Consider the following 26,459-nt stretch of genomic DNA (forward strand, 5'->3'; position numbering starts at 1 on the left):
CAGCTCGGGTACCCGGCAGATGCGGTCTTGCAGACTCCGAGCGCCGGGGTATGCTGATCCCATGAGCCGAGATTTGCGAAAACTGCCGCTGGAAGAACGCATCCGCCTGGTCGGGGACCTGTGGGACAGCATTGCGGCAGATCAGGACGCGCTGCCGCTTACCTCACAACAGCAAGCCGAACTCGATCGTCGGCTCGATGCATACGAATCTGATGGTATTCGCGGCCGCCCGGTTGCGGACGTTATTGCGGATATTCGCAAAACCCTGTGAGTTTGACGGTCCGACTCAGGCAAGCCGCCGAGGAGGATCTGGCTGTTGCGACCTCTTGGTATGAGCGGCAGCGTCGAGGCCTGGGGCAAGAGTTTCTTGATCAGGCCATGGCAGTTTTCAATGCAATCGCTGATCGGCCGTTGCTGTATCCCCTGGTGCGCAGAAACACCCGTCGCGCTCTGATGGCGCGCTTCCCGTTCGCAGTCTACTTTCGGGTCGAGCCTGACGATATTGTCGTCGTAGCTGTCATGCACGGGAGCCGGCATCCGCGTCGCTGGCAAAGCCGACCCTGACTACGACGCGCTGCAGCGCCGCTAAATTTAAAATTCAGGGTGGGCTTTGGCCTGTGAAGACGTACAGTCGGCTTCATGGTCAATCGGCTCCCGCAATCCTCAGATCACTCGTCTTCGAGCCCGTGGGCCAACGCCTTTCGAGACATCCTGATTGCGTCGATCAACAAGGGGCAATTTCCCCTGGCCATTTTTTGGCTGATCGCGATGTCGCTGATCTGGCGAATACCGCCCGAAGATGTTTCCAGGCTCGTGTTCCGAATCGTCGATGGGTTGGAACGCTGGGCGCTGCTGGGCTATTTGCTCGCGCTGGTGGTAACTGGCGGCTGGTTTGTCCATGTCAGGAGTCTGCGCCGCGTGATCTCACTGGAGTTGAGTCGGAGTTTCGGCGCGCAAAGAATGAAGTCGAGTAGGGGGTAGCGATGTACTACTGCATCATGGTCCTGGCCGCGGGTGCCATTCTTCACTTTGTATATGAGTCGATCGTCGCGCCGTCGTTGCGGCTCGAACTGCGCCTGGCACTCATTCGATTGGAAGACGAGGTCCGGCTGCTGAGAATTCAAACTTCAGCGGGCGCGGGTGAGCAGTTCGACCGGGTCGAGCGTCAGCTGTGTGAGCTGCAGGACTCGATCCATTCGCTGGCCTGCATCCTGTTCAAGTTCGACCTGGTCACGATCTACACCCTCTCCAAAGAGATAGATCGCGATGCCGGGCTCAAGCGACGAGTCGAGGCGCGCGCGCGGATCCTGGATGACTGTGTTGTGCCGAGGGGGCGGGCGCTAAGAAGCGAACAGATTCGCATTGCCACGAAGGCGCTGGCGGTGAATAGCGGGCCAATGCTGCTCTGGTTGGTGGTGCCGGTCTCGCTTTTCGTCGGCTATCACGCCGTTTTCAACAAGATCAAGAATTCACTGACCGTCCCGGCGCACGATCTCAAGCGTCTGATGCTGGATGAGGAGGCGCTGGTGGCCTGAGTTGTTTTTGCACCGGCAGCACACATCGCACCAACAGGCCCGGGTGATTGTCGAGCAGCTCGATCGAGGCTCGATGTAATCGCATGACCGCGGCGACCAGGCTCAGGCCCAGGCCGCTGCCGACTTGATCCCGATCTCGCTCGAGCCGAACGAAGGGTTGCAGGATGCGGGCGCGGTCGGCGTCGGGGATGCCGGGGCCGTTGTCGGCGACGGATAGAGTCAGGGAGTCGTCGAGGGTGCGGACGCTGGCTTCGACCTTGCCGCCTTCGGGCACATATTTGATCGCATTCTCCAGTAGATTCACCACTGCCTGCGCGAGCAGCTGACGATTGCCGTGAATGGAGGCGGTCGCGTCGCCCTGATATTCGAGGCTGATGTTTCTATTGCCGGCCTCCGGTTGATACAGCTCGACCAGTTCCTTCGCGAGCGCGGCGACATCCACATCCTCGGTGGGAACGTCGCGACCGCGGCCGTCGGTCTGGGCGATTTGTAACAAGGTGCCCAATGTCCGTTGTACGCGATCCAGTTCAGCGAGCGTGGCGTCCATGGTCTCGCGAACGTTATCGGCGAGCCCTTCGTGTTGCAGAGACTCTTCGATGCGCACGCGGGCACGATACAGGGGAGCGCGCAAATCATGGGCGGCGCTATCGAACGTCGTGCGTAACGTCTCGGTCTGCTGCTCGATCGTTTCGAGCATCCGATTCACGGCGGTGGCGAGCGCATCGAACTCATCGTGCGCGGGCTCGACGGGCAGGCGCTGTGACAAATTGCCCGCCATGATGGATTCACAGGTCGCAGCCACGGCGCGCACGCGACGGCGGATGCGCCGGCTATAACTCAAACCAAACAACGTGGCGAGCAACACACTCGCGCCCACACCCCAGAACATCGCCGTTCGCAACCGCGAAGCGAGTCGGCTGCGATCCAGAATGTCGGTGCCGACCAGCAGCCACCGATTGCCAGGCAACCGAATGATTTGTGCGCGCACCGGATGCGCGATGGCGCCACCGGCGTCGCTGGCGTCGATTTCGAATTCGACCCAATCGTTGTAGCGACTCACGACCTGCGGCCAGCGGGCCAGATTGCCGGCGATGGGAAAGCCGTTGCTTTCGACCAATAGATACACGGCGCCGGATCGACCCCAGCCATCCGCGCGACGATGCAGGGTGGCCACGAGCTGGAGCAGGCCGCCGCGCGAATAGTCGTCGACCAGATTGTTGACCTCGGAGTTGATGACGGCATCGACTTCGTTGTCGAGTACGCGCGCGGTCAGGAAATAAACGGCGGTCAGCACCAGGGTGACGCCGACGGCGAAGATCACGATGAACAGCGTGGCGAGCCGCGACGTGGACAGTCGCATGCGCGTTCGCGGGCGCGTGGTCGGCCCGACGGCATCCGGACGGCCGGAGTCGGTCATGCGTTCACTGCTCTGAAGAACCGTTGTAGTGGCGGCCATTGTACGACGTCTCCCGTCGCCGCCGGCCATCCGGCCGAACCCGGTTATTCCTTCAGGACGTAACCGGCGCCGCGCACGGTATGGATCAGCGGCCGGGAAAACCCTTTGTCGACGGCATTGCGCAGGCGGCTCATGTGCACGTCAGTGATATTGGTCTGCGGATCGAAGTGCAGGTTCCATACGCCTTCGAGCAGCATGGTGCGCGTGACCACCTGGCCGGGCCGGCGCATCAGGAACTCCAGCAGCTGGAATTCCTTGGTGGTGAGGTCGATGTTCTGGCCGGCCCGCGTCACTTTGCGGGCCAGCAGGTCGAGCTCCAGGTCGGAGACCTTGAGCCGGCTGGCTTCAGCCTGGGCAGTGCCTCGGCGGCTCAGCGCTTCGATGCGCGCGAGCAGCTCGGCGAACGCGAAAGGTTTGGTGAGGTAGTCGTCGCCGCCGGCTTTCAAGCCATGGACGCGGTCGTCGACCGTGCCGAGCGCGGACAGGATCAGCACCGGGGTGCGATCGTTGCGCTCGCGCAGGGTGGTGATGATGGTCAGGCCGTCGAGGTGCGGCAGCTGACGGTCCGCGATCACCACGTCGTAATGACGTTGGGTCGCTTTTTCCAGGCCGTCCCGCCCATCGGGGCTGTGATCGACGCTGTAGCCAATTTCCCGCAGGCTTTTGAGCAGATATTCGGCAGCCTGCAGATCGTCTTCGATGAGCAGTAATTTCATTCGCGTAACCGGTGAGCCGACCGACGACGGCAGCGGGGAGGGACGAGGGGAAGTTTCCGCCATTCGTCGGTCGCTCACCATAGCTACATCCTTAGCCGATGCGCACCGGGACGAAGATCTGCGCGCTGTCTCGTTCGATCAGCAACGCCACGATCTTGCCCTTGGTCTTGCGGGCGGCGACCTTGAGCTCATCCACCGACTTCACGGGCCTGCCGTTGACGCCGAGGATGATGTCGCCACGCTGCACGCCGGCGGCCGCCGCCGGGCCGTCCGAGTCTTCGACCACCAGCTCACCCTGGGTGTCGACCTGCGCCTTCTCCTGCTTCTGCAGCGGGCGGACCACCAGGCCGAGCTTGGCGGTTTCATCGGATTCCACGGCGTCGCGGTTCGCGACCTTGGTGCCCTTGTCGACGATCTCGACCGGCTTGGCGCTGATGTGCTTGATGCCGCCTTCACGCCAGACATCGAGATTGACCGTGCTGCCGGGCTTCTTCGAGGCGATCAAGCCAGGCAACTGCGAGGACTGCTCGATGTCGGTGCCGTCGACCTTGAGGATCACGTCGCCGGCCTTGATGCCGGCCTTGGCGCCCGGGCCGTTCTCTTCGACCATGCCGACCAGCGCGCCCTTGGGACGGTCCAGGCCGAACGATTCGGCGAGCTGCGCATTCACGTCCTGGATCGAGACGCCGATGCGGCTGCGGGTGACCTTGCCGTTCGACACCAGCTGCTGTTGCACGTTGCTGGCGACATCGATCGGGATCGCGAACGACAGACCCATGTAACCGCCGCTGCGGCTGTAGATCTGCGAGTTGATACCGACCACTTCGCCTTGCATGTTGAACAGCGGGCCACCGGAGTTGCCGGGGTTCACCGCCACGTCGGTCTGAATGAACGGCGCGTAGTTGCTGCCGGGCATGGAGCGCGAGGTCGCGCTGACGATGCCGGCGGTGACGCTGTTCTCGAAGCCGAACGGCGAGCCGATGGCGATCACCCACTCACCGGGACGCAGCTTGGCGGGATCGCCGATCTTCACGGTCGGCAGATTCTTGGCATCGATCTTCAACACCGCGACATCGGTGGCTTCATCGAAGCCCACCACCTTGGCGGTGTACTCGCGACGATCGGTGGTCTTCACCGTGACTTCGTCGGCATCGGCGACCACGTGCGCGTTGGTCAGAATGTAGCCGTCGGCGCTGACGATGAAGCCCGAGCCTTCACCGCGGGCCGGCTGCTGATTGCGCGGCATGGGCTGACCGAAGCGACGGAAGAAATCCTGGAACGGATCGTTGGGCGACATGCCGCCGGGCCCTTCGTTGCTGACGGGCTGCTGTTTGCCGACCACGGCGACGTTCACGACGGCCGGGCCATAGTGATCGACCAACGACGCGAAATCGGGCAGGGCGGCGGCGACATTGCGCGGCGACGCCGTTGCGATGGCGGGCGGCGGGCTCGAGGCGGCCGCCTGGGTCGGGTTGTTATCGGCGAAGCTGCCATTGCAGCCGGCCAGCGCGATACCCAGCAACGTGGCTGCCGAGACCACGGTCGCGCGAGCTCGATTGAAGGGGGCTCGATTCTGTCTGACAAGCATGGATGGCTCCTCCCAATTGGGTTTCCTATGCAATGCCAGTAAGACGCCCCTTCGCAAGCAAAGTTTGCGTGGCGGAGCCTCTATTACGAGGACTTAATGCTACTGCGTAGTTCTTCCAACTCCTGTCGTAGGGCAGCGACCTGCGCTTCGAGCGTGTCGACGCGCGTCGTCAGGGAGCTGCGCGATTCGGCCATCGGCGCGTTTGGCTGCGGTTCAGCTCCACCGCCGCTCGCCTCGGCCGGGGTCAAGGGAATCGCATCTTCACCGCTGAACAAATGCGCATAGCGGGAATCACGACGGCCCGACTCGCGCGGCAGCTGTTTGACGAAAGGCCCATCCGGGCGCGTCGCCAGATCCTCGAGTGCCGATTCAACCTCGGCCGGGTTGTGCAGCTCGGCCATGCGTGGCACGCGAGTGCGCAGCTCGCCCGGCGTCTGCGGCCCTCGCAGCAGCAGCTCGCAGATGATCGCGGTCTGCACCGGCGTGAACTCGAACGAGCCGAAGCCGGTGTTACAGAAGCGATGCTGATACTTCTGCACCCGGCTGCCGAAGCCCGATTTTTCCAGCACCAGATGCTTTTTCACCAGCCCCTCGACGCTCTCCTGCACGGTGCGCTCGTCCAGGCTCAGCACCGGCTCGCGATTGCTTTTCTGATTGCAGGCGTTGAGCAAAGCATTCAACGACAGCGGATATTGATCGGGCGTGGTCAGGGCCTTCTCGATCAGGCAGCCGATCAACCGGGCTTCCAGGGTGGACAGGTGCGTGTTCATGGGCCTCGAAGCTTATGCAGTTTGGTTTGGGGAATATAAAGGATTGCCAGGATCAAGGGCTTATCGACATCGCCGGCTTCTTGGACCGGACTGTAACCGCGTACAATTACCGTCCATACCTCGCTCGGGCGCCGAAGCCTTACTACCTTGCGCAACCTGTCCCTACCGCTTGCCACCACGGAGCCGGACGCCGCTGTCGCGGGCCCGGCCGCTCGTCTGCGCGAAATCCCTTACAACTACACCTCGTTTTCGGATCGCGAAATCGTGATCCGGCTGCTGGGCGAGTCGTTGTGGACCATTCTGGACGAGCTGCGCGGCGAACGTCGAACCGGCCGTTCGGCGCGCATGCTTTACGAAGTGCTCGGCGACATCTGGGTGGTGCAGCGTAATCCGTATCTGCAGGACGACCTGGTCGACAATCCGAAGCGCCGCCGTCTGCTGATCGAAGCCTTGCATCACCGGCTGCACGACATCGAGCGCCGTCGCGACGACGCCGATCCGGATCGCGATCGCAAAGTCGGCGAGCTGTTGCAGGCGGCGCGTCGCGCGGTGGAATCGTTCGCCAATGATTTCGAAAAACTGGTGCAGCTCCGCAAGCGCGCCCGTCGGCTGCTCGAACGTCACACGCGCGACGACAATATTCGTTTCGACGCGTTCGCGCGTGTCTCACACGTGACCGACGCGACCGACTGGCGTATCGAATATCCGTTCCTCGTACTGTCGCCCGACACCGAAGCGGAGATTCCCGCGCTGGTGCGCGATTGCATCGAGCTGGGCCTCACCATCATTCCACGCGGCGGCGGCACGGGTTACACCGGTGGCGCGATCCCGCTCACACCACTTTCGGCTGTCATCAACACCGAGAAGCTGGAGCAGCTCGACCCCATCGACATTATCGATATTCCGGGCGCAACGACGCCGGACGCGAAGGTGCCGACGATTTTCAGCGGCGCGGGCGTCGTCACTCGTCGCGTGTCCGACGCGGCCGAGCGTGAGGGCCTGGTGTTTGCTGTCGATCCGACGTCCGCGGATGCTTCGTGCATCGGTGGCAACGTCGCGATGAATGCCGGCGGTAAGAAAGCAGTGCTGTGGGGCACGGCCGTCGACAATCTCATCTGGTGGCGGATGGTCGATCCCGACGGCAACTGGCTCGAAGTGACTCGCCTCGAGCACAACCGCGGCAAGATTCATGATGTCGAGGTCGCCAAGTTCGAATTGGTATGGAAAGACGGCCGCGACCATCCGCAGCGTGCGCGTGTGTTGCGTACGGCGCGAGTCGATATCGAAGGCCGCAAGTTCCGCAAGGAAGGTCTGGGCAAGGACGTCACCGATAAATTCCTCGGCGGCTTGCCGGGCGTGCAGAAGGAAGGTTGCGACGGCGTGATCACGTCGGCGCGCTGGATCCTCCATCGCATGCCGAAGTACACGCGCACCGTGTGCCTGGAATTCTTCGGCCACGCGCGTCACGCGATTCCGTCCATCGTCGAGATCAAGACGTTCCTCGATAAGGAAACGGGGATCTCTGGCGTACAGCTCGCCGGCCTGGAACATCTCGACGAGCGCTATCTGCGCGCCGTCGGCTATGCGACCAAGTCCAAGCGCGGTGCCTTGCCGAAGATGGTGTTGCTGGGTGACATCGTTGGTGACAACGATGACGCGGTGGCGCGCGCCACTTCCGAAGTCATCCGCATCTCCAACAGCCGCGCGGGCGAGGGCTTCGTCGCTGTCAATCCCGATGCGCGCAAGAAATTCTGGCTGGACCGCTCCCGCACGGCCGCGATCGCCAAACACACCAACGCCTTCAAGATCAACGAAGACGTGGTGATTCCGCTCGAGCGCATGGGCGACTACACCGATGCCATCGAGCGCATCAACATCGAGCTGTCGTTCGCCAACAAGATCAAGATGCTGCGCGAGCTGCGGGACTTCTTCGAGACCGAGCTGCCGCTGGGCAAGGTCGACGATCCGGATCTGATCAGCGTCTCTCGCACCGAGTTGCTCGGTGACCGGCAGATCCAGGCGCAGCAGGTGATTGCGGATACGCTCGCGCGCTGGACTTATCTCGCCGAGCACTTGGATACGCCGCTGAGTGAGGCGCTGCCTCAGCTGACAACGTTAGGTTTTGCTCCGCTGCGTGGCGACTTCGAGCGACGCGTCGATCGCGAACCGAACGTTCGCATCTTCGATCTGGTGCAGGATCGCTCGCTGCGCACGTCGTGGAAGACGGAAGTGCGCGCGCATCTGCGTCGCTTGTTCGTGGGCGGCGCGTGCCTGCCCATCCTCGAAGGGGTCGAGGAAATTCACAAGCGCGTCCTGCGTGGTCGGGTGTGGGTCGCGCTGCACATGCATGCCGGCGATGGCAACGTGCACACCAACATCCCGGTGAATTCGGACGATTACGAGATGCTCCAGACGGCGAACCGCGCCGTCGAGCGGATCATGGCGATTGCGCGCGACCTCAACGGCGTGATCTCCGGCGAGCACGGCATCGGCATCACCAAGCTTGAGTTCCTGACCGATGCGGAGACCGAGGAGTTCCGTCGTTACAAGGATCGAGTCGATCCAGACGGGCGCTTCAATAAAGGCAAGCTGATGCCGGGCGGCGATCTGCGCAACGCGTACACGCCCAGCTTCAACTTGATGGGACACGAGTCCCTGATCATGCAGCAGTCCGACATCAACTCGATTTCGGACGCGATCAAAGATTGCTTGCGTTGTGGCAAGTGCAAACCGGTGTGCGCGACGCATGTGCCGCGCGCGAACTTGTTGTACTCGCCGCGTAACAAGATTCTGGCGACCTCGCTGCTGATCGAAGCGTTCCTGTACGAAGAGCAGACGCGTCGTGGTGTGTCGCTGCGTCACTGGGATGAGTTCTCCGACGTGGCCGACCATTGCACGGTCTGTCACAAGTGCGAGAAGCCGTGCCCCGTGAATATCGACTTCGGCGACGTGTCGATGGCGATGCGCGATCTGCTGCGCCGGATGGGCAAGAAGCGCTTCAATCCGGGCACGGCGGCGTCGATGTTCTTCCTGAACGCTACCAATCCGCAAACCATCAAGATTGCGCGTACCGCGATGCTCGAGTGGGGCTTCAAGGCTCAGCGCATGGCGAATCGTGCGCTCAAGGTCGTGGCGAAGGCCCAGACCGCGCATCCGCCTGCAACGACCGGCAAGGCGCCGGTGCGCGAGCAGGTCGTTCACTTCGTCAACAAGAAGATGCCTGGTGGGTTGCCGAAGAAGACGGCGCGCGCGCTGTTGGATATCGAAGATCGGCACTACGTGCCCATCATCCGCGACCCGGCCCGCACTACCAGCGAGTCCGAGGCGGTGTTTTACTTCCCTGGCTGCGGCTCGGAACGTTTGTTCTCGCAGGTGGGCCTGGCGACGCAGGCGATGCTGTGGTCGGTCGGTGTGCAGACGGTGCTGCCGCCCGGTTATGTGTGCTGCGGCTACCCGCAGCGAGGCGCGGGTCAGTTCGACAAGGCGGAAAAGATGATCACGGACAACCGTGTGCTGTTCCACCGTGTCGCGAATACGCTGAACTATCTCGACATCAAGACCGTGGTGGTCAGCTGCGGCACGTGTTTCGATCAGCTGCAGGGTTATAAATTCGACGAGATCTTCCCCGGCTGCCGCATCGTCGACATTCACGAGTTCCTGATGGAGCGGAACGTGAAGCTCGAAGGCGTGACGGGCGTGAGATACATGTATCACGACCCGTGCCACACGCCGATCAAGAGCTACGATCCTTTGAAGGTCGTGAATACGCTCATCAACGATGAACTGAACGGCAAGGTCGAGAAGAACGACCGGTGCTGCGGCGAGTCCGGCACCTTTGCCGTGAGCCGCCCGGATGTGGCGACTCAGGTGCGGTTCCGCAAGGAAATCGAGATGAAGAAGGGCGCGGAGAAGTTGCGCGCGGATGGGTTCAAGGGGGATGTGAAGATCCTCACTTCCTGTCCGTCCTGCATGCAGGGTCTCAAGCGCTACAACGACGACGCGGACATCGATGCGGATTACATCGTCGTTGAAATCGCGAAGCACATACTCGGTAACAACTGGCTGCCGGACTACGTGCAGAAAGCAAACGCGGGCGGTATCGAGCGCGTTCTCGTGTGATTTGAGGGCGGGACGGAGTGGGCTGTCGCCCGTCCCTGAGTTTCTGAGAAGAGGTGTCAGCTCTCGCCCGCGCCTTTGAGCTCAACCCATGGAGACTGGCCCAAGCCAGTCTCCCGGGCCGAGCGATAGCGAAGGCAGTAGGGGAACACGGTGTCGGGAGGAGGAACGCCACCTCGGCACCGTGCCGCACCGACGCCTCTTACCGACCCCACAGCCGATTCAGCAGATTCGTCTTCCGCTGATCAAACGTCCGCCACTCACCCCACCCCGTCGTGTTGGACACCGGGTCATACGCATGGCCATACCAGCCGGCCGTATCTCCCGACTCTGGATTGATCGACCAATAACACCCCTCGATATTCTTACTGACCAGGTAATCGACGAACGCGTTCTGCCACTGCGCATCCACGCCGGGCGTGATGTGACTCCAGCGATTCCGGTCCCGGATGCTCGCCTGACCCTGCGGCCAATCCAGGTTGCCACCAAACTCACCCACGACCATTCCGTAACCCAGTTGCTTGAGATAACCGAAGTGCTCCTCCCATCCAGCCGCGAGCTGCGTCGGGTTGATTACGATATTGCACTTCGCATCGCCCGCCGCATCGCCCTCCAGCCCCGCACATTGCGGCTGCGAAGGATCCATGAACATTCGCTGCACGAACACGGACGGTCCGTAGGTGTGCGGTGAGAACACCAGCCGCTCCTTGGGAATATTGATCGGGTTGCTCCCGGCCTCATACAAATTCTCACCCCAATTCGGATTCGACGCCGTATTTCCATGGGGCACCGCTGTGGTCGTAGCCGGAGTTCCATCCTGCGTCCCAGCCACCGTGCCCACTCCCTGCACGAACAACAGTGTGTTCGGATTCACCGCGTTGATCGCCGTATACGCAGACTCAACCAGCGACTTCCACTCCGCCCACGTGTAATCGTGCGGTTCATTGAACACGTCGATGCCGATGATGTTGTCCACACCGAGCTGCGTGCCCAGCCCGGCCAGTGTCCGCAAGTTATCCAGCCACAGCGTCTGGTTATAAGGCTGCGTGGTCGTCACGGTGCTCGGATTGCCGCTCGCCGCGCACGAATAGTTCTCTCGCTTGAAATCATAGTTGTCGCGAGTCGCATCGACCCAAGGCGGACGCGCATCCAGCCGGCCCTTGCGCCAGCCGACGTAGTTGGAGCAGGAGTGCACGTCGAGCATGACCTCGATGTTGTTCTGGTCGGCGAGCTGAATGATCTGCTCCAGCGCCAGCCGGGAGTTCGCCACTCGTACCGACGAGTGATTCTTCAGGTACGGATCGCGACCCTGCGGGTCGTTGGCGTTCAGAGTCTGCGGCACGACCGGCAAGCGGATGACGTTGATGCCCATGCCGGTGATTTCAGTCATGGTCTGTTGAATCGTGCGGCCGGTGCCGGCGCCGCCGTTCGCCCAGAAAGTGTTGCCGATGTATTGCTCCATCGGCGCGCCGCTCGGATTGGTCGGATCGTTGGAAGGTTCGTGCCGTCCTTCCAGACCGAACCACGACCCGCAACGGACGGGGAACACTGTGCCGTTTTTCGTGATACGGCCGGTGGGATCCACTCGGAACACGGCGCCGGAGCTGGTCGTCCGCGTGGCAGTGATCGTCGCTGACGTGTAACCCGACGCAGCCGCCGTGAACGTCGACGTTGCCGTGCCTGTTCCCGCAGCGGCGGTGAAAGTCACATTCACGCCGGTGCTCCAGTTCGAGCTGTTGAGCGTGACGCTCGTCGGCGAGTGCGTGATCGCAGTGCTGCCCGAACGCGTGATCGTCACCGTCACCGCGCTGGAAGGCGCCGCGCTCAGACGAATCGATGAAGTGCCACTCGATCCGCCCATCAGCGACAACGTACTCGGCGTCGCCGTGATGGACGACGTTTGTGTGCCCTGAATCGTGAACGGCACAGCCGCCGTCGCCGTGCTCAGCGACGGCGACCCGTTATCGAACGCCGTCGCCTGTGCGGTGTGGCTACCTGAGGCGAGGCCGGTCACGCTGAAGCTGTATGGCGAGGTCGTGTCCGAGTTCACCAGGTTGCCATCAACACGAAACTCCACACGAGTCACCGCACCACCCGGATCACTCGCCGTCGCGGCGAGCGTCACCGCCGAGCCCGCGGCAAACGTTTGGCCACTGGTCGGGCTGGTGAGGCTGATGATAGGCGCCGTGTTGCCGGTGCCACCGCCCGTACAGGCCGTGCCGTTGAGGGAGAAGCCGGTTGGCGTCGAGTTCGTCGTCGTGAACGTTCCGTTGAAGCCGATATTGAACGTCGCGCCGCTGCCGATGCTTTGATTCCACGCCGCGTTGCTCGTCACCGTGACCTGTGAGCTGCCGGCGGGCTGCGAGAACGTTACGGGCCAGCCGTTCTGGATGCGCTCACCGTTGGCGAAGGTGAAGATCAGCGTCCAGCCGTTGGTGATGGCTGGGCCGGTGTTCAGGAGGGCGATGTTGGCGCCGTAGCCGTTACCGCCTTCCCAACTCTTGGTGTAAGTGATCTGGCAGCCGGCGCTCTGCGCGAATGCGCCGGGCGCCGCCGCTAAATAGCACAGAGCCAGCGTGATGAACGACAAGATACAGCGCGATAGCGCCGTGGCTGAATATGGCCGCGGATCTTTGCACGGCGCTCGCCAATCGATGCGCCGCCGGCCCGGCGGCAGCGCGCTTGCTGCCGCCTCGTGCGCGTGTAATTGAAGCATGTGACGTCTCCTTGTTGATGCCTCAGAAGATGCGGTCTGTGTGTGCCGAGCCTCTGATTTCCTCAGAACGTGCCGGTTTGCGTGTACTGCGTGCCGCCGCTGGTGTAGGTCACCGTGTAAGTGTCGCCAGTGGTGGGGTGGGCAGTGCCTGTGCCGCCGAATTGCGCGGCGAACGTGCGATTCGTTCCGGGACTGAGGGTCGTTCCAGAAGCGAGCGTGAATTGATACGTGACTGCGGTGCTCGTGCTCGAGTTGCTCTGCTGGATCTGGCTGCCGAGCGTGTTGTACTGACCGCTGTAGCTGACCCCCGTCGTTCTCTGCACGACGACCGTCGCCGACAGCGCAGTGACAGCTGCCGTATTGGATAGGCGCAGCTGCAGTTCGTTGTAGTACGGGCTGTTCGCGGCGACGGCCGGTGTCACAGTGACGCCACCATTGCCCGTCGTAGCCGGAGTCACTTGCAGGAACGCACTCGTGATATCCGCTGACGTCAGTGAGTACACGCGATTGGCCGTTGCGTTCGCCTGTGGAACGACCTGGCTCTGCGCATTCAGTACACCGATGCGAACTGCACCGTTCGCCGCATTGACCGCTTGCGCGAGCGCCAAAGGCCACGCGGCGGCAGCCGCGTCAGAGGAAGTGATCACCAGCGGACTCGTCGGCCAGTACGCGTCTTGACCGCTGCCGTTCACCGTGCGAACGGAAACTCGATCGCCGACCGTCAGCGTGCGTGACGTAGAAGTCAGCGGACCGAGATCGAACCACTGCGACGCGAGCGCAGGTGCATGAACAAACGTGCGCGTGGCGCTGTCGGAAGCGCCGCCGCTCGCCACGACCAATGAAACAGTGACGTTCGCGGACGCCTGCGGATTGCCTAATGTCAGAGTCGCGACCGACTGCGTGGCGTTGGTGAGCGTATAGAGCGACGGATTCTGGGAGCTGACGGTCCACTGGTAGCTCAGATTCGAGCCGATGGACGTGCGGCCATCCAGCGTGATCGAGCCGGCGCCCTGGAACTCGGCCACGTCGGGCGTCAGCACCATCTGCGCATCGACGGTCGGTGTGGTGCCGCCTTGGAACATCGCGTCGATGCAGCCGTGGAAACGTTCGTACGTCCATTGATTGCGGCCCCATTCGGCGTAGATCACATGACGGCCGGTGCGCGCAGGGACGTTACAGCGGGTTTGAAACGTCGCGGCGGCGGGATTTGGAATCACATCCGGGTTGGCGTTCGGTGTCGCGTCGTTGTACTTGAGCACGCAGAACGGTGCATCCTCGAAATCGTTGAACGACAGCGGTTGGCCCACCGTGAACACGAAGCCCGGCTTGGTGATCCAGTAGCGGAACTCGTCCGTGTCCGAGAAGTGCGGCCCCCAGGAGATGTTCCAGGTGAACACCTTCGATCCGGAGGTCATGGGCGTCGTGGGCCAGTTGATCGGCTGATCCCACGGGGTGGCGGCGCCGTTCCAGGTTTCCGAGTTGAAGCTGCAAACGTTCTGGCGCACGCCGACGCCCGAGCGGCCGGTCGTGTGCGTGAGTACGCTCATGAAGCTGTAGCCGGCGTTGGGGTCGACACCGGTCGCGGTGAATGCCTGGCCGCAAACTGGATACTGCGCGGTGCCGTTGGCGACTTGATCGGGTTTGGTGAGAGCGCCGCAGAACCAGTTGCGCGACGGTGGGTCTTGAATCAGTCCGTGCCCGAAGGCGCTGCCCATCATGAGCAGCAACGCGCCGAGCAGCATCGTCCGTAATGCATCGAGCTTCATACATCCTCCGTTGAATATCTGAAGTCCCGTCCCCCGCTTGTCGGAAGGGACCCGGCGCACGAGGCGACGCCGGGTCCCGGTTTCTCACAGCGGTGGATAGGCGTTCTGTAACAACTGCTGGAATTGCGCCGGGAACCAGTGCCCGGACAGTGGCGCATTCGGCAATGCGCCGGTCATGTTGTTGTTATTGCGCGGGTTGCCGCCGTACGTCGGGTCGCACATGCGGTCGAAGCCTTTGCCTTCGTCGTTCGGAATCTCCTGGCTCGCGCCGTCGGACTCGCCGGGCGGCTTGATCCAGACATAGGCATCGATGCCTGTTGCCGGCGCGGCACGCGGCCGCTCGCCGAGCCCCGCACCGCTGGCATTGCACCAGTTGCCTTTGTGAATGCGCCGGTCGATGCGTGATGCGTCGATGCGAGTGTTGAGATCGGCCGCCGTGCTCGGCCCCGTCGGTCGGTTCGGGCCGCCCCAGCCGTTGCGCGAGGTGTCGATCAGCATGCCGATGTTTGCATCGAAGCCGGCCTGGATGGCGCGTTGGCGGAACGCCTGGGCGTACGTCAGCTCATCGTTGAATTGATTCCAGTCGATCCAGCGCGACGGGCGCGTGGTACTGTCGACGACGATGTACGGCTCCTGCAACGCTGATGTATTCGCAGTGTTGGTGATGAAGCCGTGCACGTTCGCCAGCGTGCTGCCCGAAGCGGTTGCCGCGGTCCGCATCATGTCGACGGACGGGCCGAAGTTGGTGTCCCAGCCGAGCCAGCCGTGGTGACCCGCATCGACGTAGTTGTAAACATTCGGAATCGCGCCGAAGGTCGCGAGCGCGTAGCCGACGCCGTCGACGTAGCCGCGATTCTGGGCCATCGTGTCGCAGGCCGCGGTGCCGGTGGGGCGAGTCGTCACGTTCGTCACCAGATTCGGCAGCGAGTCGATCTCGATGATCAGCACGATACGCAGGTTCGCGTACTCGGCGCGTCGCAGGACGCCGGCGATCACATCGATGTACTCGGCCTTGTAGCGAGGCAGATCGTTGGGGCCGAGCTCACCGTTGGAGGCGAGCGCCGCGCAATCGCGGCCGGGCAGGTTGTAGATCACGATCTGAATGGTCATCGGCGTGGCGCCGTTCGCTTGATCCTGTGTCAGCGCTTCGTTCAAGTGATCGACCAGCCCCAGGTTGCCCGTGGTCGAGCTGCCGTTGCCGGCGATCGCGCTGATTCGATCCAGCCACACGCCGGTAGGCTGCATGGAGATCGCGCTGCCGCCGGAGGCGGCGGCATTCGCACGCCACAGCGGATTGTTATAAACGCCGGAGCCGAGATAAGGATTGTCGACGCGACCGGTCACGACGCCACTGCGCGTGACCGAGACTGTCGCGGAGGTGTAACCGCTAGATGCAGCGGTGAACGTTGAGGTCGCGGCGGCCGTACCAGTCGCGGCGGTGAATGTCACATTCACACCGCTCTGCCAGTTACCGCTGTTGAAGGTGATCGAGGACGAGCTGGCAGTGATTGCCGTGCTGCCTGAACGCGTGAGTGTGACGGTCACGCTGCTCGACGGTGCGGCGTTCAATCGCAGAGTTGCGGTGCCGCTCGCGTCGCTGGCAAGTGTCAGCGACGATGGGCTGGCGACGATCGTCGGCTGCACCGTGCCCTGAATCGTGAACGGCACGGCAGCCGTTGCGGTGCTGAGAGCGGGCGAGCCGTTGTCGAACGCAGTGGCTTGCGCCGTGTGGCTGCCAGACGCGAGGCCCGTCACGTTGAAGCTGTACGGCGAAGTGGTATCCGTGTTCACCAAATTGCCATCGACGCGAAATTCCACGCGACTGACCGCGCCGCCCGGATCGCTGGCGTTGGCAGCGAGCGTCACAGTCGAGCCGGCAGCGAATGTTTGACCGCTGGTCGGGCTCGTCAGACTGACGATGGGCGCGGTGTTGCTGGTGCCGCCGCCGGTGCAGGCGGTGCCGTTCAGTGTGAAGCCGGTGGGTGTGGAATTGGTCGTAGTGAACGTGCCGTTGAAACCGGCGGTGAACGTCGCACCGCTGCCGATGCTCTGATTCCACGCCGCGTTGCTCGACACCGTGACTTGAGCGCTGCCCGCAGCTTGAGTAAACGTTACCGGCCAACCGTTCTGAATGCGCTCGCCGTTGGCGAAACTGAATTGCAACGTCCAACCGTTGCCGATGGCCGGACCGGTATTCAGGATGGCGATGTTGGCGCCGAAGCCATTACCGCCTTCCCAACTCTTGGTGTATGTGATCTGGCAGCCGGCACTTTGCGCGAAGACTGGCTGTATCAGTGCTGGGCCGAGAACCAGCAGCAGGGCAAAAAACCAGCGCGCGGCAGATCCTTCGGACCTTTGTCGTCCTTCCATGATACGACCCCCTGGTGAAGCGTCGCTCCGGTGAGCGACGCGGTGACATTCCTTGTTCGAGCGGGCGCGAACATGGGGCAATTGGCTAGCGCTGTCAACATGGAGACTTTGGCGGTTCGAGCCAATGCGAGACAACGGCGAGTCAGGCGCGCGGCGCTCGTTTTCAAGAAAATCAGTGCACTTATTTGGCGCCCCGCCGAGTCATTGAGCAGTCAAAAGCGCGGTGGCGCGGACTGCGTCGCCGGCGACCTCGTCGGCGAGGGTTTGATGATTTCTGCGCGCGCCGCGATGAATGCGCCGATTCTTTGCAGGCCGCGAGCACGTCGTTACACTCGCGCGGTTGCTTTCATCGAACAGGGGAACGCCATGAGCCGGGATGTGCAGACCGATATCGCCAACGTGTTCTCGCGCATGGAGCTGAATCGCCGCCACATGGTGGCCAGCAGTCTCGCCGCCGCCGGCTTTGCGCTCGCCGTGCAGCCGATCGGCGCCGCGACCGTGAGTACCGATACCAATGGTCTCGATGCGGGCGATGTAAAAATTCCGGTCGGCGATGAGACCCTCCCCGGCTATCGCGCCATGCCGGCCAAGGGCGGTCCGTTCCCCGTCATCCTGGTCGTGCAGGAAATCTTCGGCGTCCATGAGCACATCAAGGATGTGTGCCGTCGTTTCGCCAAGCAGGGCTATTTCGCGATCGCGCCCGAGATGTACTACCGGCAGGGCGATGTCTCCAAGCTCAAGACCATCGACGAGATTCGTCCCATCGTCGCCAAGGTGCCGGATGATCAGGTCATGGGCGATCTGGATGCGGCGGTGGAATTCGCGCAGAAGTCCGGCAAGGGCGATGTGGCGAAGCTCGGCATCACCGGGTTCTGCTGGGGCGGGCGCATCGTGTGGCTATATGCCGCGCACAGCAAGCAGCTCAAAGCAGGCGTGGCCTGGTACGGCCGCCTGGTCGGCGATCCCACCGAGAATCAGCCCAAACATCCGGTCAACATCGCCGCCGATCTGAATGCGCCCGTGCTCGGCTTGTATGGCGGCAAGGATCAGGGCATTCCGCTCGAAACGGTCGAGCAGATGCGAGAGGCGCTCAAGAAGGCGAAGGTCGCGTCGGAGATCGTCGTGTATCCCGACTCGCCGCATGCATTCTTCGCCGACTATCGGCCGTCATATGTCGAAGCGGATGCGAAGGATGCCTGGCAGAAGGCGCTGGCCTGGTTCAAGAAGAACGGCGTGGGTTGAGGAACGAACGACAATCTCAGCGGAGGATTCAGGATGAAGTGTCGCTGGCTCGTGGCTGCTGCTTGCGCATCTGTATTGGTCGCGGCGTCGATCGACGCCGCGGAAAATTCCGCCGCCGGCGTGATCGAGCATTATGGACTGCAGGAGGCCGATGCTCCGGTGAAGGAGCGCAAGGGCTGGCGTAAGCCGAAGCGCATTCTGGTCGGCGGCTTCGCGGCGCGGCTGGGTTCGGAGCTGCGGGCCGTCGCGCCGGATGTCGAGTTCATCGTCGTCGGCACGCCTGAAGCCAGGTCGAAGCTTGCGAGTATCGACGCGACCATCGGTGTGTGCGATCCGGAAACGCTCAGCGCGGGCAAGTCCATTCAATGGATTCAGCTGGTGACCGCGGGTGTCGAGAACTGCGTGTCCATTCCGGCCATCAAGGAACGAAACATTCTGGTCACCAACATGCAGCGTATTGCCGGTCCCGTGATCGCGGAACACGTGATGGCGATGGCCTTGGGTCTTGCGCGCGGACTCGATGTGTATATTCCCGCGCAAGCGCAGGGGAAATGGATTCCGCGTCTTCCGCCCGGACGCGCGACCACCGTTGACGGCAAGACGATGCTGGTTGTCGGTCTCGGCGGCATCGGGACTGAAGTCGCGAAGCGGGCGCATGGGCTCGGCATGAAAGTCACCGCGACCCGAAATAGCGGTCGCACTGGCCCGGACTTTGTGAGCTATGTGGGCCTCGCGGATGAGTTGCCGAAGCTCGTATCCGAGGCCGACTTCGTCGTGAACACGGCGCCGCTGACGCCGCAGACTCAAGGCATCTTCAACGCCGCATTGTTTGGAAAGATGAAGCCGACGGCGTTCTTCATCAACATCGCGCGCGGTGGCAGTGTGGTCACGTCCGATCTGATCGATGCGCTCAACAACCAAACCATCGCCGGCGCCGGGCTCGATGTCACCGATCCCGAGCCGCTGCCGCCCGGGCATCCGTTGTGGAAAGCGCCGAACCTGATCATCACGCCGCACGTTTCCGCGGACTCCGATCTGAGCGGTCAGGCGCCGCTGCAGGTCGTGCGCGAGAACATCAGGCGATATGTGGCCGGCGACAAGATGCTGTCGGTGGTCGATGTAGCCCGCGGCTACTAGGGCCTGTGCCCGCTGCATCTGGGCATCCTGCCCTTCAGGGAACCGGGCGCGCGGTGCAAGCGTTTCGCCGACATTGCCCCGTTTGGCGGTCCTGCAATCCTTACTCCGATGCTCGCGCCCGTTGTTCCATCGACCTTGCTTCAACCCGGCCGCAATTGCTGGCGCGTGGAGAACGCGGAGCGCGCGTCGTTCCTGGTCGACGGCGACAATTATTTCCGTGCATTCGTCGAGTCGGCGCGCAAGGCCAAGCGATCCATTCTGATTTCCGGCTGGGATTTCCATAGTCGCACGCGTCTGCTGTGCAAGGATGGCGCGCAGGATTGCGAGCTGGAGCTCGGCGATTTCCTGAACGAGCTGGCGCGGCGGAACCGGCATTTGCACATCCATATCCTGATCTGGGACTACCCGGTGATTTTCGGGCTGGATCGGGAGTGGGCGCCGTTCTACGGCCTGGGCTGGCAGCCGCACCGGCGCGTGCATTTCCGTTACGACAACACGCATCCCACCGGTGGCTCGCATCACCAGAAGATCGTGGTGATCGACGACACCATTGCCTTCAACGGCGGCATCGATCTGACCTGCCGGCGCTGGGACACCAACGATCATTCCCCCAGCAACGAGCATCGTCAGGTGAAAGGCACGGCCTATCCGCCGTTTCACGATTTGATGATGGCCGTCGAAGGCGCTGCCGCGCGGTCGCTGGGCGACCTGGTGCGCGAACGCTGGCGCAAGGCGACTGGCGAAACATTGCGACCGCCGGCGGAACAGCGTCGGGTGTTTCGTCGCCGGGCCGCCGCGGAGGAAATGAAAACGTCCCGCTGGCCGCAGTCGCTGCCGGTGCATCTCAAGGACGTCGAAGTTGGCATCTCGCGCACCGCTCCGGCAGTCAATGGCGATGATGGTGTCCGCGAGGTCGAAGCGCTGTATGTAGACATGATCGCGGCGGCCAAGCACTGCATCTACATCGAGAATCAATATTTCACCGCCGACAAAGTCGGCGATGCCTTGCTCGCGCGGCTCGATGAGCCCGATGGGCCCGAGGTCATCGTCGTGCTGCGCCAGCTGAGTCATGGCTGGCTGGAAGAGCTGACCATGCAGACGCTGCGCACGCGTCTGCTTCAGAAGCTGCGCGACGCCGACAAGCATCAGCATTTTCGTGTCTACTATCCGTTCATCAACGGTTTGAAGGAAGGCACCTGCATCGATGTGCATTCCAAGATGATCCTGATCGACGACGATCTGGTGCGGATCGGTTCGGCGAATCTGGCGAATCGTTCCATGGGGCTCGACACCGAATGCGATCTGACCATCGAGGCGCGCGGTCGCAAGGACATCCAGGATCAGATCCGCGGTCTGCGTTCGCTGTTGCTGGCGGAGCACCTGGGCTTCGAGGTGGAGCAGGTGAGCGAGGCGATTGCCGAGGCCGGTAACTTGCGCGAGGCGATCGATCGGCTGCAGCGTGAAGACCGCACGCTGAAGCCGTTGAATGAATCGCCCCAGGTTTCGGACACGCTGCTGAACGTCATCAGCGTCGCCGATCCGGAGAAGCCGGTGGGGCTGGCGGATCTGGCGCAGATCTTCAGTCCGAGGTCCACCGATGTCGGCATCGCGGATGCGAGCCCTGTGGTGAATGAGCGGTCCGAAGCGCTGGGCACACCGACAGGTCCGTCGTGGGGCAAGCTGGCCGGCATCGCGCTGGGCGTCTTCGCGCTGACCGCGTTGTGGAAATTCACGCCGCTGTCTTCGTATCTCGAAGGCAATCACATCATGAGCTGGGCCCGCGAGGTGGGCCAGACGTGGTGGGTGCCGATTCTGACCGTGCTCGCGTTCACACCAGCGTCCTATGTGATGTTCCCGAGGCCGCTCATCACATTGTTTGCTGTCATCGCGTACGGTCCGGTCTGGGGCTTCATCATCGCCATGACCGGTATTCAACTCGCCGCGTGGACCAGTTACGTTGCGGGCAAACGGCTCGATCCGGCAACGGTCCGGCGCATGGCTGGCGCGAAGCTGGATAAGATTCTGCAGGTGTTGCGTCGTCGCGGCTTGCTCGCGATGACTGCGCTGAGACTGGTTCCGTTGGCGCCATTCGCTGTCGAAGGCGTCGTCGCCGGCGCCATGCGCATGCGGCTGTGGGAATTCTTGCTAGGGACTGCTATCGGTATCCTGCCGGGCACACTGACGTCGACGGTGTTCAGCGATCAGCTGTCGGCCTGGCTGGATGATCCTCGTCGTATCAACTATTGGGCGATCGCGCTGGTGCTGGTGCTGCTCGGTGGCGCCATGTGGCTGGTGCGGCGCTGGTTGATCTCGGCGGCCGCGACCTCGTCCCCGCGACATGGCGTCAGCGACGCGCGCACCATCTGAGGCCGAAGTCCCGACCGAGCCGGTCGAGGCGCCAGCGCCTGGCGTCCGCCGGATCTCCATCGGTTCGTACAATGTTCACAGCTGTGTCGGGCTGGATCGAAAGCGCTCGCCCGCACGCATCGCCGACGTGCTCAAGGAGCTCAGCTGCGACATCTATGCGTTGCAGGAGGTCGACAACGAGCCCGGCGCAGAAGACGACTCGAAGCAGCTGGAATATCTGTCGGAAGCGATGAGCATGGCGGCCATCCCCGGCATGAGCATCGTGCGACATAGCGGCGAGTATGGCAACGCGCTGCTGACGAGATTTCCAGTCATCAGCGTGCATCGACACGACTTGAGCTATGGCAAATGGCTCGAGCCGCGAGGTGCGCTCGATGTCGAGCTGGATGTCGGCGGGCGCGCGCTTCGCGTGATCGCCACTCATCTTGGGCTGAGCCGATCGGAGCGCCGTTTCCAATGGCGCCACTTGCTGGCCGCGATTGCAAAGTCGCCCCCCGAGCATCCGACCATCGTGCTCGGCGACATGAACGAATGGTTTCCCGGCGCCGGCACGTTACGAGACGCGCACAAAATTTTGGGTGAAGCGCTGGCGCCGCCGGAATTCCCGTCCTTCTGGCCGTTGCTGGCGTTGACCAGAATCTGGGTGCGACCGGTGCAGGCGATTGTGGCGATCAAAGTGCACGCGACGCCGCTTGCCAGGCGCGCGTCGGATCATCTGCCGTTGCGAGCGGAGATCGACGTCGAGCGCTTCGCCATGCGCGCGCCGGCTTAATGCGAGGCCAGGATTCGCGACTTGCTGGTTTCGTACTGTTCTTCTGTCAGCACGCCCAACTCGCGCAGCCGGTGGTGCTCGCGCATTTCGTCGCGCAGGAAAGTTTGAGGCGGCTGCGGTCGCGCCAGCTTCGCCGCGTTGATGCTCTTGATGAGCTCGATGAAGAATTTCTTCCCTTCGCGGGCACTGCCGATCGCGCCCGTCACACTCACCAATGTCACACCGCCGTGAACGCTGGTGAACTCGAGCGATTCGGTCGTACGCCGTAGAAACATCAGCACGGAGCCCAGCGATGCGAGCAGCGCGGCCACCGCCGTCACTGGCGCGGGATTGACCCATGCGGCAGCGTTGTGTGGCCATAGCAGCCAGAGCGCACAAGTGGCGAGCGCGGCCAGGCTGACGGCGAGCGCCGCCCAGAACCAGGCGACTTGACGCACGATCATCGGCTTCGCATTGGCGAAGCGCAGATCGAAATCGTATTTGCGCGGCTCGCTGTCGGGCCGCGTCAGTTGCACGGACAGGAAATGTTCGTCGAGCAGGCCCAGTTGCGTGACGCAACCACGCAGCTTGCTGGTGAGCGTGTAGCTCATGCGCGTCGGGCGGTGCGGACGTTTCTTGGGCGTGACGAGTGCGTCGTCGTGACCCGTATCGAGGGAGATGTGCTCGGCACGTGCGCGGACAGGGCGTGCCTGAGGCTCCTGTGTCATCGTCTGGGCCACCGCGTTCACATCTGACCTCGGAATCCGACCGTCGTTGTTCTACGAAGCAGATCGGATGCTAGGACTGTGACGAAGTTGCTAACGAGAACACCGTCACACTCGCGGCGTGCCCGTGAGGAATTGCGGGACTCCCCGAAGCCGAGTGTTAAATGATCACTTGCTCGAGATGTCGATGAAGCGCAGGAATTCGTTGCGGGTGCGCGCATCCTCGCGGAAGTCGCCGAGCATCTTGCTGGTGATCATCGACACGCCGCGCTTGTGCACGCCCCGCGTGGTCATGCATTGATGGATCGCGTCGATCACGACGCCCACGCCGCGCGGCTTGAGCACATCGTTGATACAGCGGGCGATCTGCGCGGTGAGCTTTTCCTGGACTTGAAAGCGCCGTGCATAACCGTCGACCACACGGGCCAGCTTGCTGATGCCCACGACTTTGTTGGTGGGCAGATAGCCCACGTGCGCGCGACCGATGATCGGCGCCATGTGATGCTCGCAGTGAGACTCGAACTCGATGTCCCTCAGCACGATCATCTCGTCGTAACCTTCCACTTCCTCGAAGGTGCGGCGCAGATAGTCGGCCGGGTCGGTGAGATAGCCGGAGAACCAGTCGCGATAGGCGTTGACGACGCGCTTGGGCGTGTCACGCAGGCCTTCCCGCAACGGATCTTCTCCCGCCCAGCGCAACAGTGTTTCGACGGCCTGACGCGCGTCCTGCTCGCTCACCGTGGGGGCTTGCACATGCGCCTCGGGGAGGGCGGCATTGGCAGTCTTTTTCGTGCTTTTTTTCTGAGTCATGGGCGCTAGGTTACCATCCTTCACTCGCAAGGATTACCATGCGCGCCTGCAGCGGTGCCATTGCGTAAAGGAAACAATGAATGCGTGCATGCCTGATCGCGACGGCCGTCCTGGGCGCGATGTCGGTGGCCGGCGCGGCGCGCGCCGAGATCGTCAGCGCCGGGCCGAATGGCTTCAATTTGCGACATGTCGCTGAGACGCCGAACGTCGCACCGCCCGTGATCTGGGCCGCGCTCGCCGATATCGCCAAATGGTGGGATCCCGAACACACCTATTCGGGCGATGCCCGCAATCTGTCGCTCGAACCGAGTGTCCGGGGCTGCTTCTGCGAGAAGCTCAGTCTTTACGCAGGCATCGAGCATGGCACGGTCGTGTACGCGCAGCCCGCCAAAACATTGCGGGTCAATGGCGCGCTCGGGCCGCTGCAGGAATTCGGTGTGAACGGCGTGATGACCTGGCAGATCGAGGCGGCGGCCGGCGGCTCGCGCATCACGTTCACATACAATGTCGGTGGTTTCGCGGATCGGCCGCTGGCCGACTGGGCGCCCATCGTCGACGAAGTGCTCGGCGGGCAATTGCAGCGCCTGGCGCGCTACGTGACCAATGGCAACCCGGCGGCCCCTGCGCCCAGGCAGGAACCCTCCAAGCCATAGTGACTTTAAAGGGGACAGATTTAAAATCTGTCCCTCCCGGAGGAGTTCCATGCGCATACGTTCCCTGCTCATCGCCGCCGTCGCGGTCCTGGTCGCTGCCTGCCAATCCGTGCAGACCACGCAGCCCGGTGCCATCGGTGTCACCCGCAAGCAGATGATGGCGGTCTCGGCCCAGCAGGTGGACGAGGGCGCAAAGGTTGCTTACGACCAGGAAGTGAACAAGGCGCGCCAGTCCGGCGCCTTGAACAAGGACAAGCAGGTCTACGATCGGGTGCAGAAGATTTCGCAGCGCTTGATCCCGCAGACCAAGGTGTTCCGTCCGGACGCGCCGGGCTGGGCCTGGGAAGTCAACGTGCAAACCTCCGAAGACGTGAACGCGTACTGCATGCCTGGCGGCAAGATCATGGTCTATACGGGTTTGATCGATGCGATCAAACCGACCGACGCCGAGCTGGCCGCGGTCATCGGCCACGAAATCTCACACGCGTTGCGTGAACATTCGCGCGAACGTTTGTCGCGTGCGTACGCGGAGCAGATCGTGCTGGCCGGCGTGGCCGTGGCGACGGGGGCTGAAGCGACGACGATGCAAATCGCCAGTCAGGTGTCCGCTGTGACCTTCACGTTGCCGCACAGTCGCGAGCAGGAAGCCGAGGCCGATCGCATGGGCCTGGAGTTGATGGCTCGCGCGGGCTATGACCCGAACGCCGCCGTCACGCTCTGGCAGAAGATGTCCAAGGCGGGCGGGGGCGGCACGCCGGAATTCCTGAGCACCCACCCGTCCGGCGAGTCGCGCATTCGCGATCTGGAGAAGAACGTGCCGGTGGTGCTGCCGCTGTATCAGGCAGCCGCGAAATAACCCGCCGCTACTGGCTGGCGGCCATCCCGATCGCAATCACGGCGACGACGATGGCCACCACCGCGGTGCCGCCGAGCCACAGCGACTGGCGGTGCAGCGACGTGATGGCCCGGGTCAGGTTCGCCAGCTGCTGAGCCATCTCATTGACCAGCTCCGCCTGACGCCGCTCGTTTTCTTCCAGGCGCAATATGCGCTCGACCAGCTCATCGACAGCGAGGTCTGGCGGGGCCGACGCCACTTCAGGCGGCGGCAGTTGCTTGGTGCGTTTCAAAAGCTCGCGCGACACATCGAGGATGGACGGCACGAGCTGCACGATCTGTAACCAGGGTACGGCCATGCATTTAGGGTAACAGAGACGACGAAGCCCCACCGCACCCTTCACTCACAGGCGCGGCGGGGCTCATCGCCGAATCGATCACGGCGCGGCTTCAGCTCTTGGTGCGAGCTTCGAACTCGGTCTTGCTCAGGTAGCCATCGCCATTGGTGTCGGCGGCGGCAAAGCTGTCGGCCAGCGACTTGTCGGCTGCGGCTTCGGTCTTGCTGAGCTGCGCATCGCCGTTCTTATCGAGGGAATCGAAGGTCGCCGCGGAATGTTTCATCGAGTGGTCCTTCTTGTCCTTGTCACCGGCGAAGGCGGTCATGGACAGCAGGGCCGCTGCCAGGAATGCAATCAACTTGGTCATGATCCTCTCCTCGTTGCTTGACTGGTAGATCCAATGGAGCGTGTCTCGTCACTGCTCTCTTCCCGCGCGGGGACTGAACGCGGAGCCGTAAAACGGGGTTCCGGGGTTGCGTAAAACGCAGTATCGTCGGGCGATTTGCCCACCGGCTGTAGTCAGAACTTGACGAAACTTCGCAACCGGCGCGGCTTCGATATGCCATGGT

22 protein-coding genes and 1 pseudogene are annotated in these 26,459 nt (G+C 62.7%); 11 read left to right on the forward strand and 12 right to left on the reverse strand.

What is annotated here, in order from left to right:
• Positions 1-61: 61 nt before the first annotated feature.
• From EKO19_RS31740 to EKO19_RS31755, 4 genes are all read left to right on the forward strand, one after another.
• A complete protein-coding gene (locus EKO19_RS31740; RefSeq protein ID WP_129781445.1) occupies positions 62-271 on the forward strand; it encodes an addiction module protein in 210 nt (69 codons plus the stop codon).
• The gene (locus tag EKO19_RS40070; protein WP_129781446.1) at positions 268-564 is read left to right on the forward strand and encodes a type II toxin-antitoxin system RelE/ParE family toxin; all 297 of its coding nucleotides are present in this window, start codon (positions 268-270) and stop codon (positions 562-564) included. Before EKO19_RS31740 ends, EKO19_RS40070 begins: the two co-directional genes overlap by 4 nt.
• A gap of 75 nt (positions 565-639) precedes the next feature.
• Positions 640-981, forward strand: a complete 342-nt coding sequence (locus tag EKO19_RS31750; RefSeq protein ID WP_129781447.1) for a hypothetical protein — start codon at positions 640-642, stop codon at positions 979-981.
• A gap of 17 nt (positions 982-998) precedes the next feature.
• Positions 999-1,535, forward strand: coding sequence for a hypothetical protein (locus EKO19_RS31755; protein ID WP_217705741.1), 537 nt, complete (start codon positions 999-1,001; stop codon positions 1,533-1,535).
• Here the strand turns inward: EKO19_RS31755 and EKO19_RS31760 are convergent.
• From EKO19_RS31760 to EKO19_RS31775, 4 genes are all read right to left on the reverse strand, one after another.
• Positions 1,495-2,952: a sensor histidine kinase gene (locus EKO19_RS31760; RefSeq protein WP_175597260.1), complete on the reverse strand. Its 1,458-nt coding sequence runs from the start codon at positions 2,950-2,952 to the stop codon at positions 1,495-1,497. The two genes, EKO19_RS31755 and EKO19_RS31760, sit on opposite strands and share 41 nt — an antisense overlap.
• A gap of 83 nt (positions 2,953-3,035) precedes the next feature.
• Complete coding sequence (locus EKO19_RS31765; RefSeq protein ID WP_129781450.1) at positions 3,036-3,707, reverse strand: winged helix-turn-helix domain-containing protein; 672 nt, start codon at positions 3,705-3,707, stop codon at positions 3,036-3,038.
• 91 nt (positions 3,708-3,798) lie between these two features.
• Complete coding sequence (locus tag EKO19_RS31770; RefSeq protein ID WP_129781451.1) at positions 3,799-5,295, reverse strand: DegQ family serine endoprotease; 1,497 nt, start codon at positions 5,293-5,295, stop codon at positions 3,799-3,801.
• 83 nt (positions 5,296-5,378) lie between these two features.
• On the reverse strand, positions 5,379-6,065 hold the full coding sequence (locus tag EKO19_RS31775) for a YceH family protein (RefSeq protein ID WP_129781452.1): 687 nt from the start codon (positions 6,063-6,065) through the stop codon (positions 5,379-5,381).
• Between the two features lie 156 nt (positions 6,066-6,221).
• Here EKO19_RS31775 and EKO19_RS31780 point away from each other — a divergent pair, with 156 nt between their 5' ends.
• Positions 6,222-10,184, forward strand: coding sequence for a DUF3683 domain-containing protein (locus EKO19_RS31780; protein WP_129781670.1), 3,963 nt, complete (start codon positions 6,222-6,224; stop codon positions 10,182-10,184).
• 199 nt (positions 10,185-10,383) lie between these two features.
• Here the strand turns inward: EKO19_RS31780 and EKO19_RS31785 are convergent, their stop codons facing one another.
• The 4 genes and pseudogenes from EKO19_RS31785 to EKO19_RS40075 all read right to left on the reverse strand — a co-directional run.
• The gene (locus EKO19_RS31785) at positions 10,384-12,897 is read right to left on the reverse strand and encodes a cellulase family glycosylhydrolase (RefSeq protein WP_129781453.1); all 2,514 of its coding nucleotides are present in this window, start codon (positions 12,895-12,897) and stop codon (positions 10,384-10,386) included.
• Positions 12,898-12,959: 62 nt separating this feature from the next.
• On the reverse strand, positions 12,960-14,663 hold the full coding sequence (locus tag EKO19_RS31790) for a lytic polysaccharide monooxygenase (protein ID WP_157995535.1): 1,704 nt from the start codon (positions 14,661-14,663) through the stop codon (positions 12,960-12,962).
• Between the two features lie 84 nt (positions 14,664-14,747).
• Positions 14,748-16,631: a glycoside hydrolase family 6 protein gene (locus EKO19_RS31795; protein ID WP_407676673.1), complete on the reverse strand. Its 1,884-nt coding sequence runs from the start codon at positions 16,629-16,631 to the stop codon at positions 14,748-14,750.
• A pseudogene (locus EKO19_RS40075) lies at positions 16,626-17,033 on the reverse strand (cellulose binding domain-containing protein); the annotation flags it as partial. The gene EKO19_RS31795 and the pseudogene EKO19_RS40075, both read right to left, overlap by 6 nt.
• Before the next feature lie 366 nt (positions 17,034-17,399).
• Here EKO19_RS40075 and EKO19_RS31800 point away from each other — a divergent pair.
• The 4 genes from EKO19_RS31800 to EKO19_RS31815 all read left to right on the forward strand — a co-directional run bounded on the left by EKO19_RS31800 (position 17,400) and on the right by EKO19_RS31815 (position 22,551).
• Positions 17,400-18,275, forward strand: coding sequence for a dienelactone hydrolase family protein (locus EKO19_RS31800; RefSeq protein ID WP_407676674.1), 876 nt, complete (start codon positions 17,400-17,402; stop codon positions 18,273-18,275).
• 33 nt (positions 18,276-18,308) lie between these two features.
• On the forward strand, positions 18,309-19,412 hold the full coding sequence (locus EKO19_RS31805) for a D-2-hydroxyacid dehydrogenase (RefSeq protein ID WP_129781455.1): 1,104 nt from the start codon (positions 18,309-18,311) through the stop codon (positions 19,410-19,412).
• Between the two features lie 108 nt (positions 19,413-19,520).
• Positions 19,521-21,779 carry a VTT domain-containing protein gene (locus EKO19_RS31810; protein ID WP_129781456.1) on the forward strand — a complete coding sequence of 753 codons (2,259 nt, stop codon included), beginning with the start codon at positions 19,521-19,523 and terminating at the stop codon, positions 21,777-21,779.
• Positions 21,751-22,551 (forward strand): endonuclease/exonuclease/phosphatase family protein, encoded by an 801-nt coding sequence (locus EKO19_RS31815; RefSeq protein ID WP_129781457.1) that lies wholly within the window; start codon positions 21,751-21,753, stop codon positions 22,549-22,551. The genes EKO19_RS31810 and EKO19_RS31815 overlap by 29 nt, the downstream gene beginning before the upstream one ends.
• Here the strand turns inward: EKO19_RS31815 and EKO19_RS31820 are convergent.
• Together EKO19_RS31820 and folE are read right to left on the reverse strand one after the other, a co-directional pair.
• Complete coding sequence (locus tag EKO19_RS31820) at positions 22,548-23,258, reverse strand: hypothetical protein (RefSeq protein ID WP_129781458.1); 711 nt, start codon at positions 23,256-23,258, stop codon at positions 22,548-22,550. The genes EKO19_RS31815 and EKO19_RS31820 overlap by 4 nt on opposite strands.
• A 165-nt stretch (positions 23,259-23,423) precedes the next feature.
• Entirely contained in the window at positions 23,424-24,065 is a 642-nt protein-coding gene (gene folE, locus EKO19_RS31825) for a GTP cyclohydrolase I FolE (RefSeq protein WP_129781459.1), read from the reverse strand.
• Between the two features lie 80 nt (positions 24,066-24,145).
• Here folE and EKO19_RS31830 point away from each other — a divergent pair, with 80 nt between their 5' ends.
• Both EKO19_RS31830 and EKO19_RS31835 read left to right on the forward strand, forming a co-directional pair.
• Positions 24,146-24,718, forward strand: a complete 573-nt coding sequence (locus EKO19_RS31830; RefSeq protein WP_129781460.1) for an SRPBCC family protein — start codon at positions 24,146-24,148, stop codon at positions 24,716-24,718.
• A gap of 49 nt (positions 24,719-24,767) precedes the next feature.
• Complete coding sequence (locus EKO19_RS31835) at positions 24,768-25,574, forward strand: M48 family metallopeptidase (RefSeq protein ID WP_129781461.1); 807 nt, start codon at positions 24,768-24,770, stop codon at positions 25,572-25,574.
• Between the two features lie 7 nt (positions 25,575-25,581).
• On the opposite strand, the gene EKO19_RS31840 is transcribed toward EKO19_RS31835, so the two are convergent.
• Positions 25,582-25,911: a hypothetical protein gene (locus EKO19_RS31840; RefSeq protein ID WP_129781462.1), complete on the reverse strand. Its 330-nt coding sequence runs from the start codon at positions 25,909-25,911 to the stop codon at positions 25,582-25,584.
• Positions 25,912-26,002: 91 nt separating this feature from the next.
• Positions 26,003-26,257: an EF-hand domain-containing protein gene (locus tag EKO19_RS31845; protein ID WP_129781463.1), complete on the reverse strand. Its 255-nt coding sequence runs from the start codon at positions 26,255-26,257 to the stop codon at positions 26,003-26,005.
• Between the last annotated feature and the right edge of the window lie 202 nt (positions 26,258-26,459).

Origin of the sequence: Peristeroidobacter soli (genome assembly GCF_004138485.1) — a bacterium.
Taxonomy (GTDB): domain Bacteria; phylum Pseudomonadota; class Gammaproteobacteria; order Steroidobacterales; family Steroidobacteraceae; genus Steroidobacter; species Steroidobacter soli.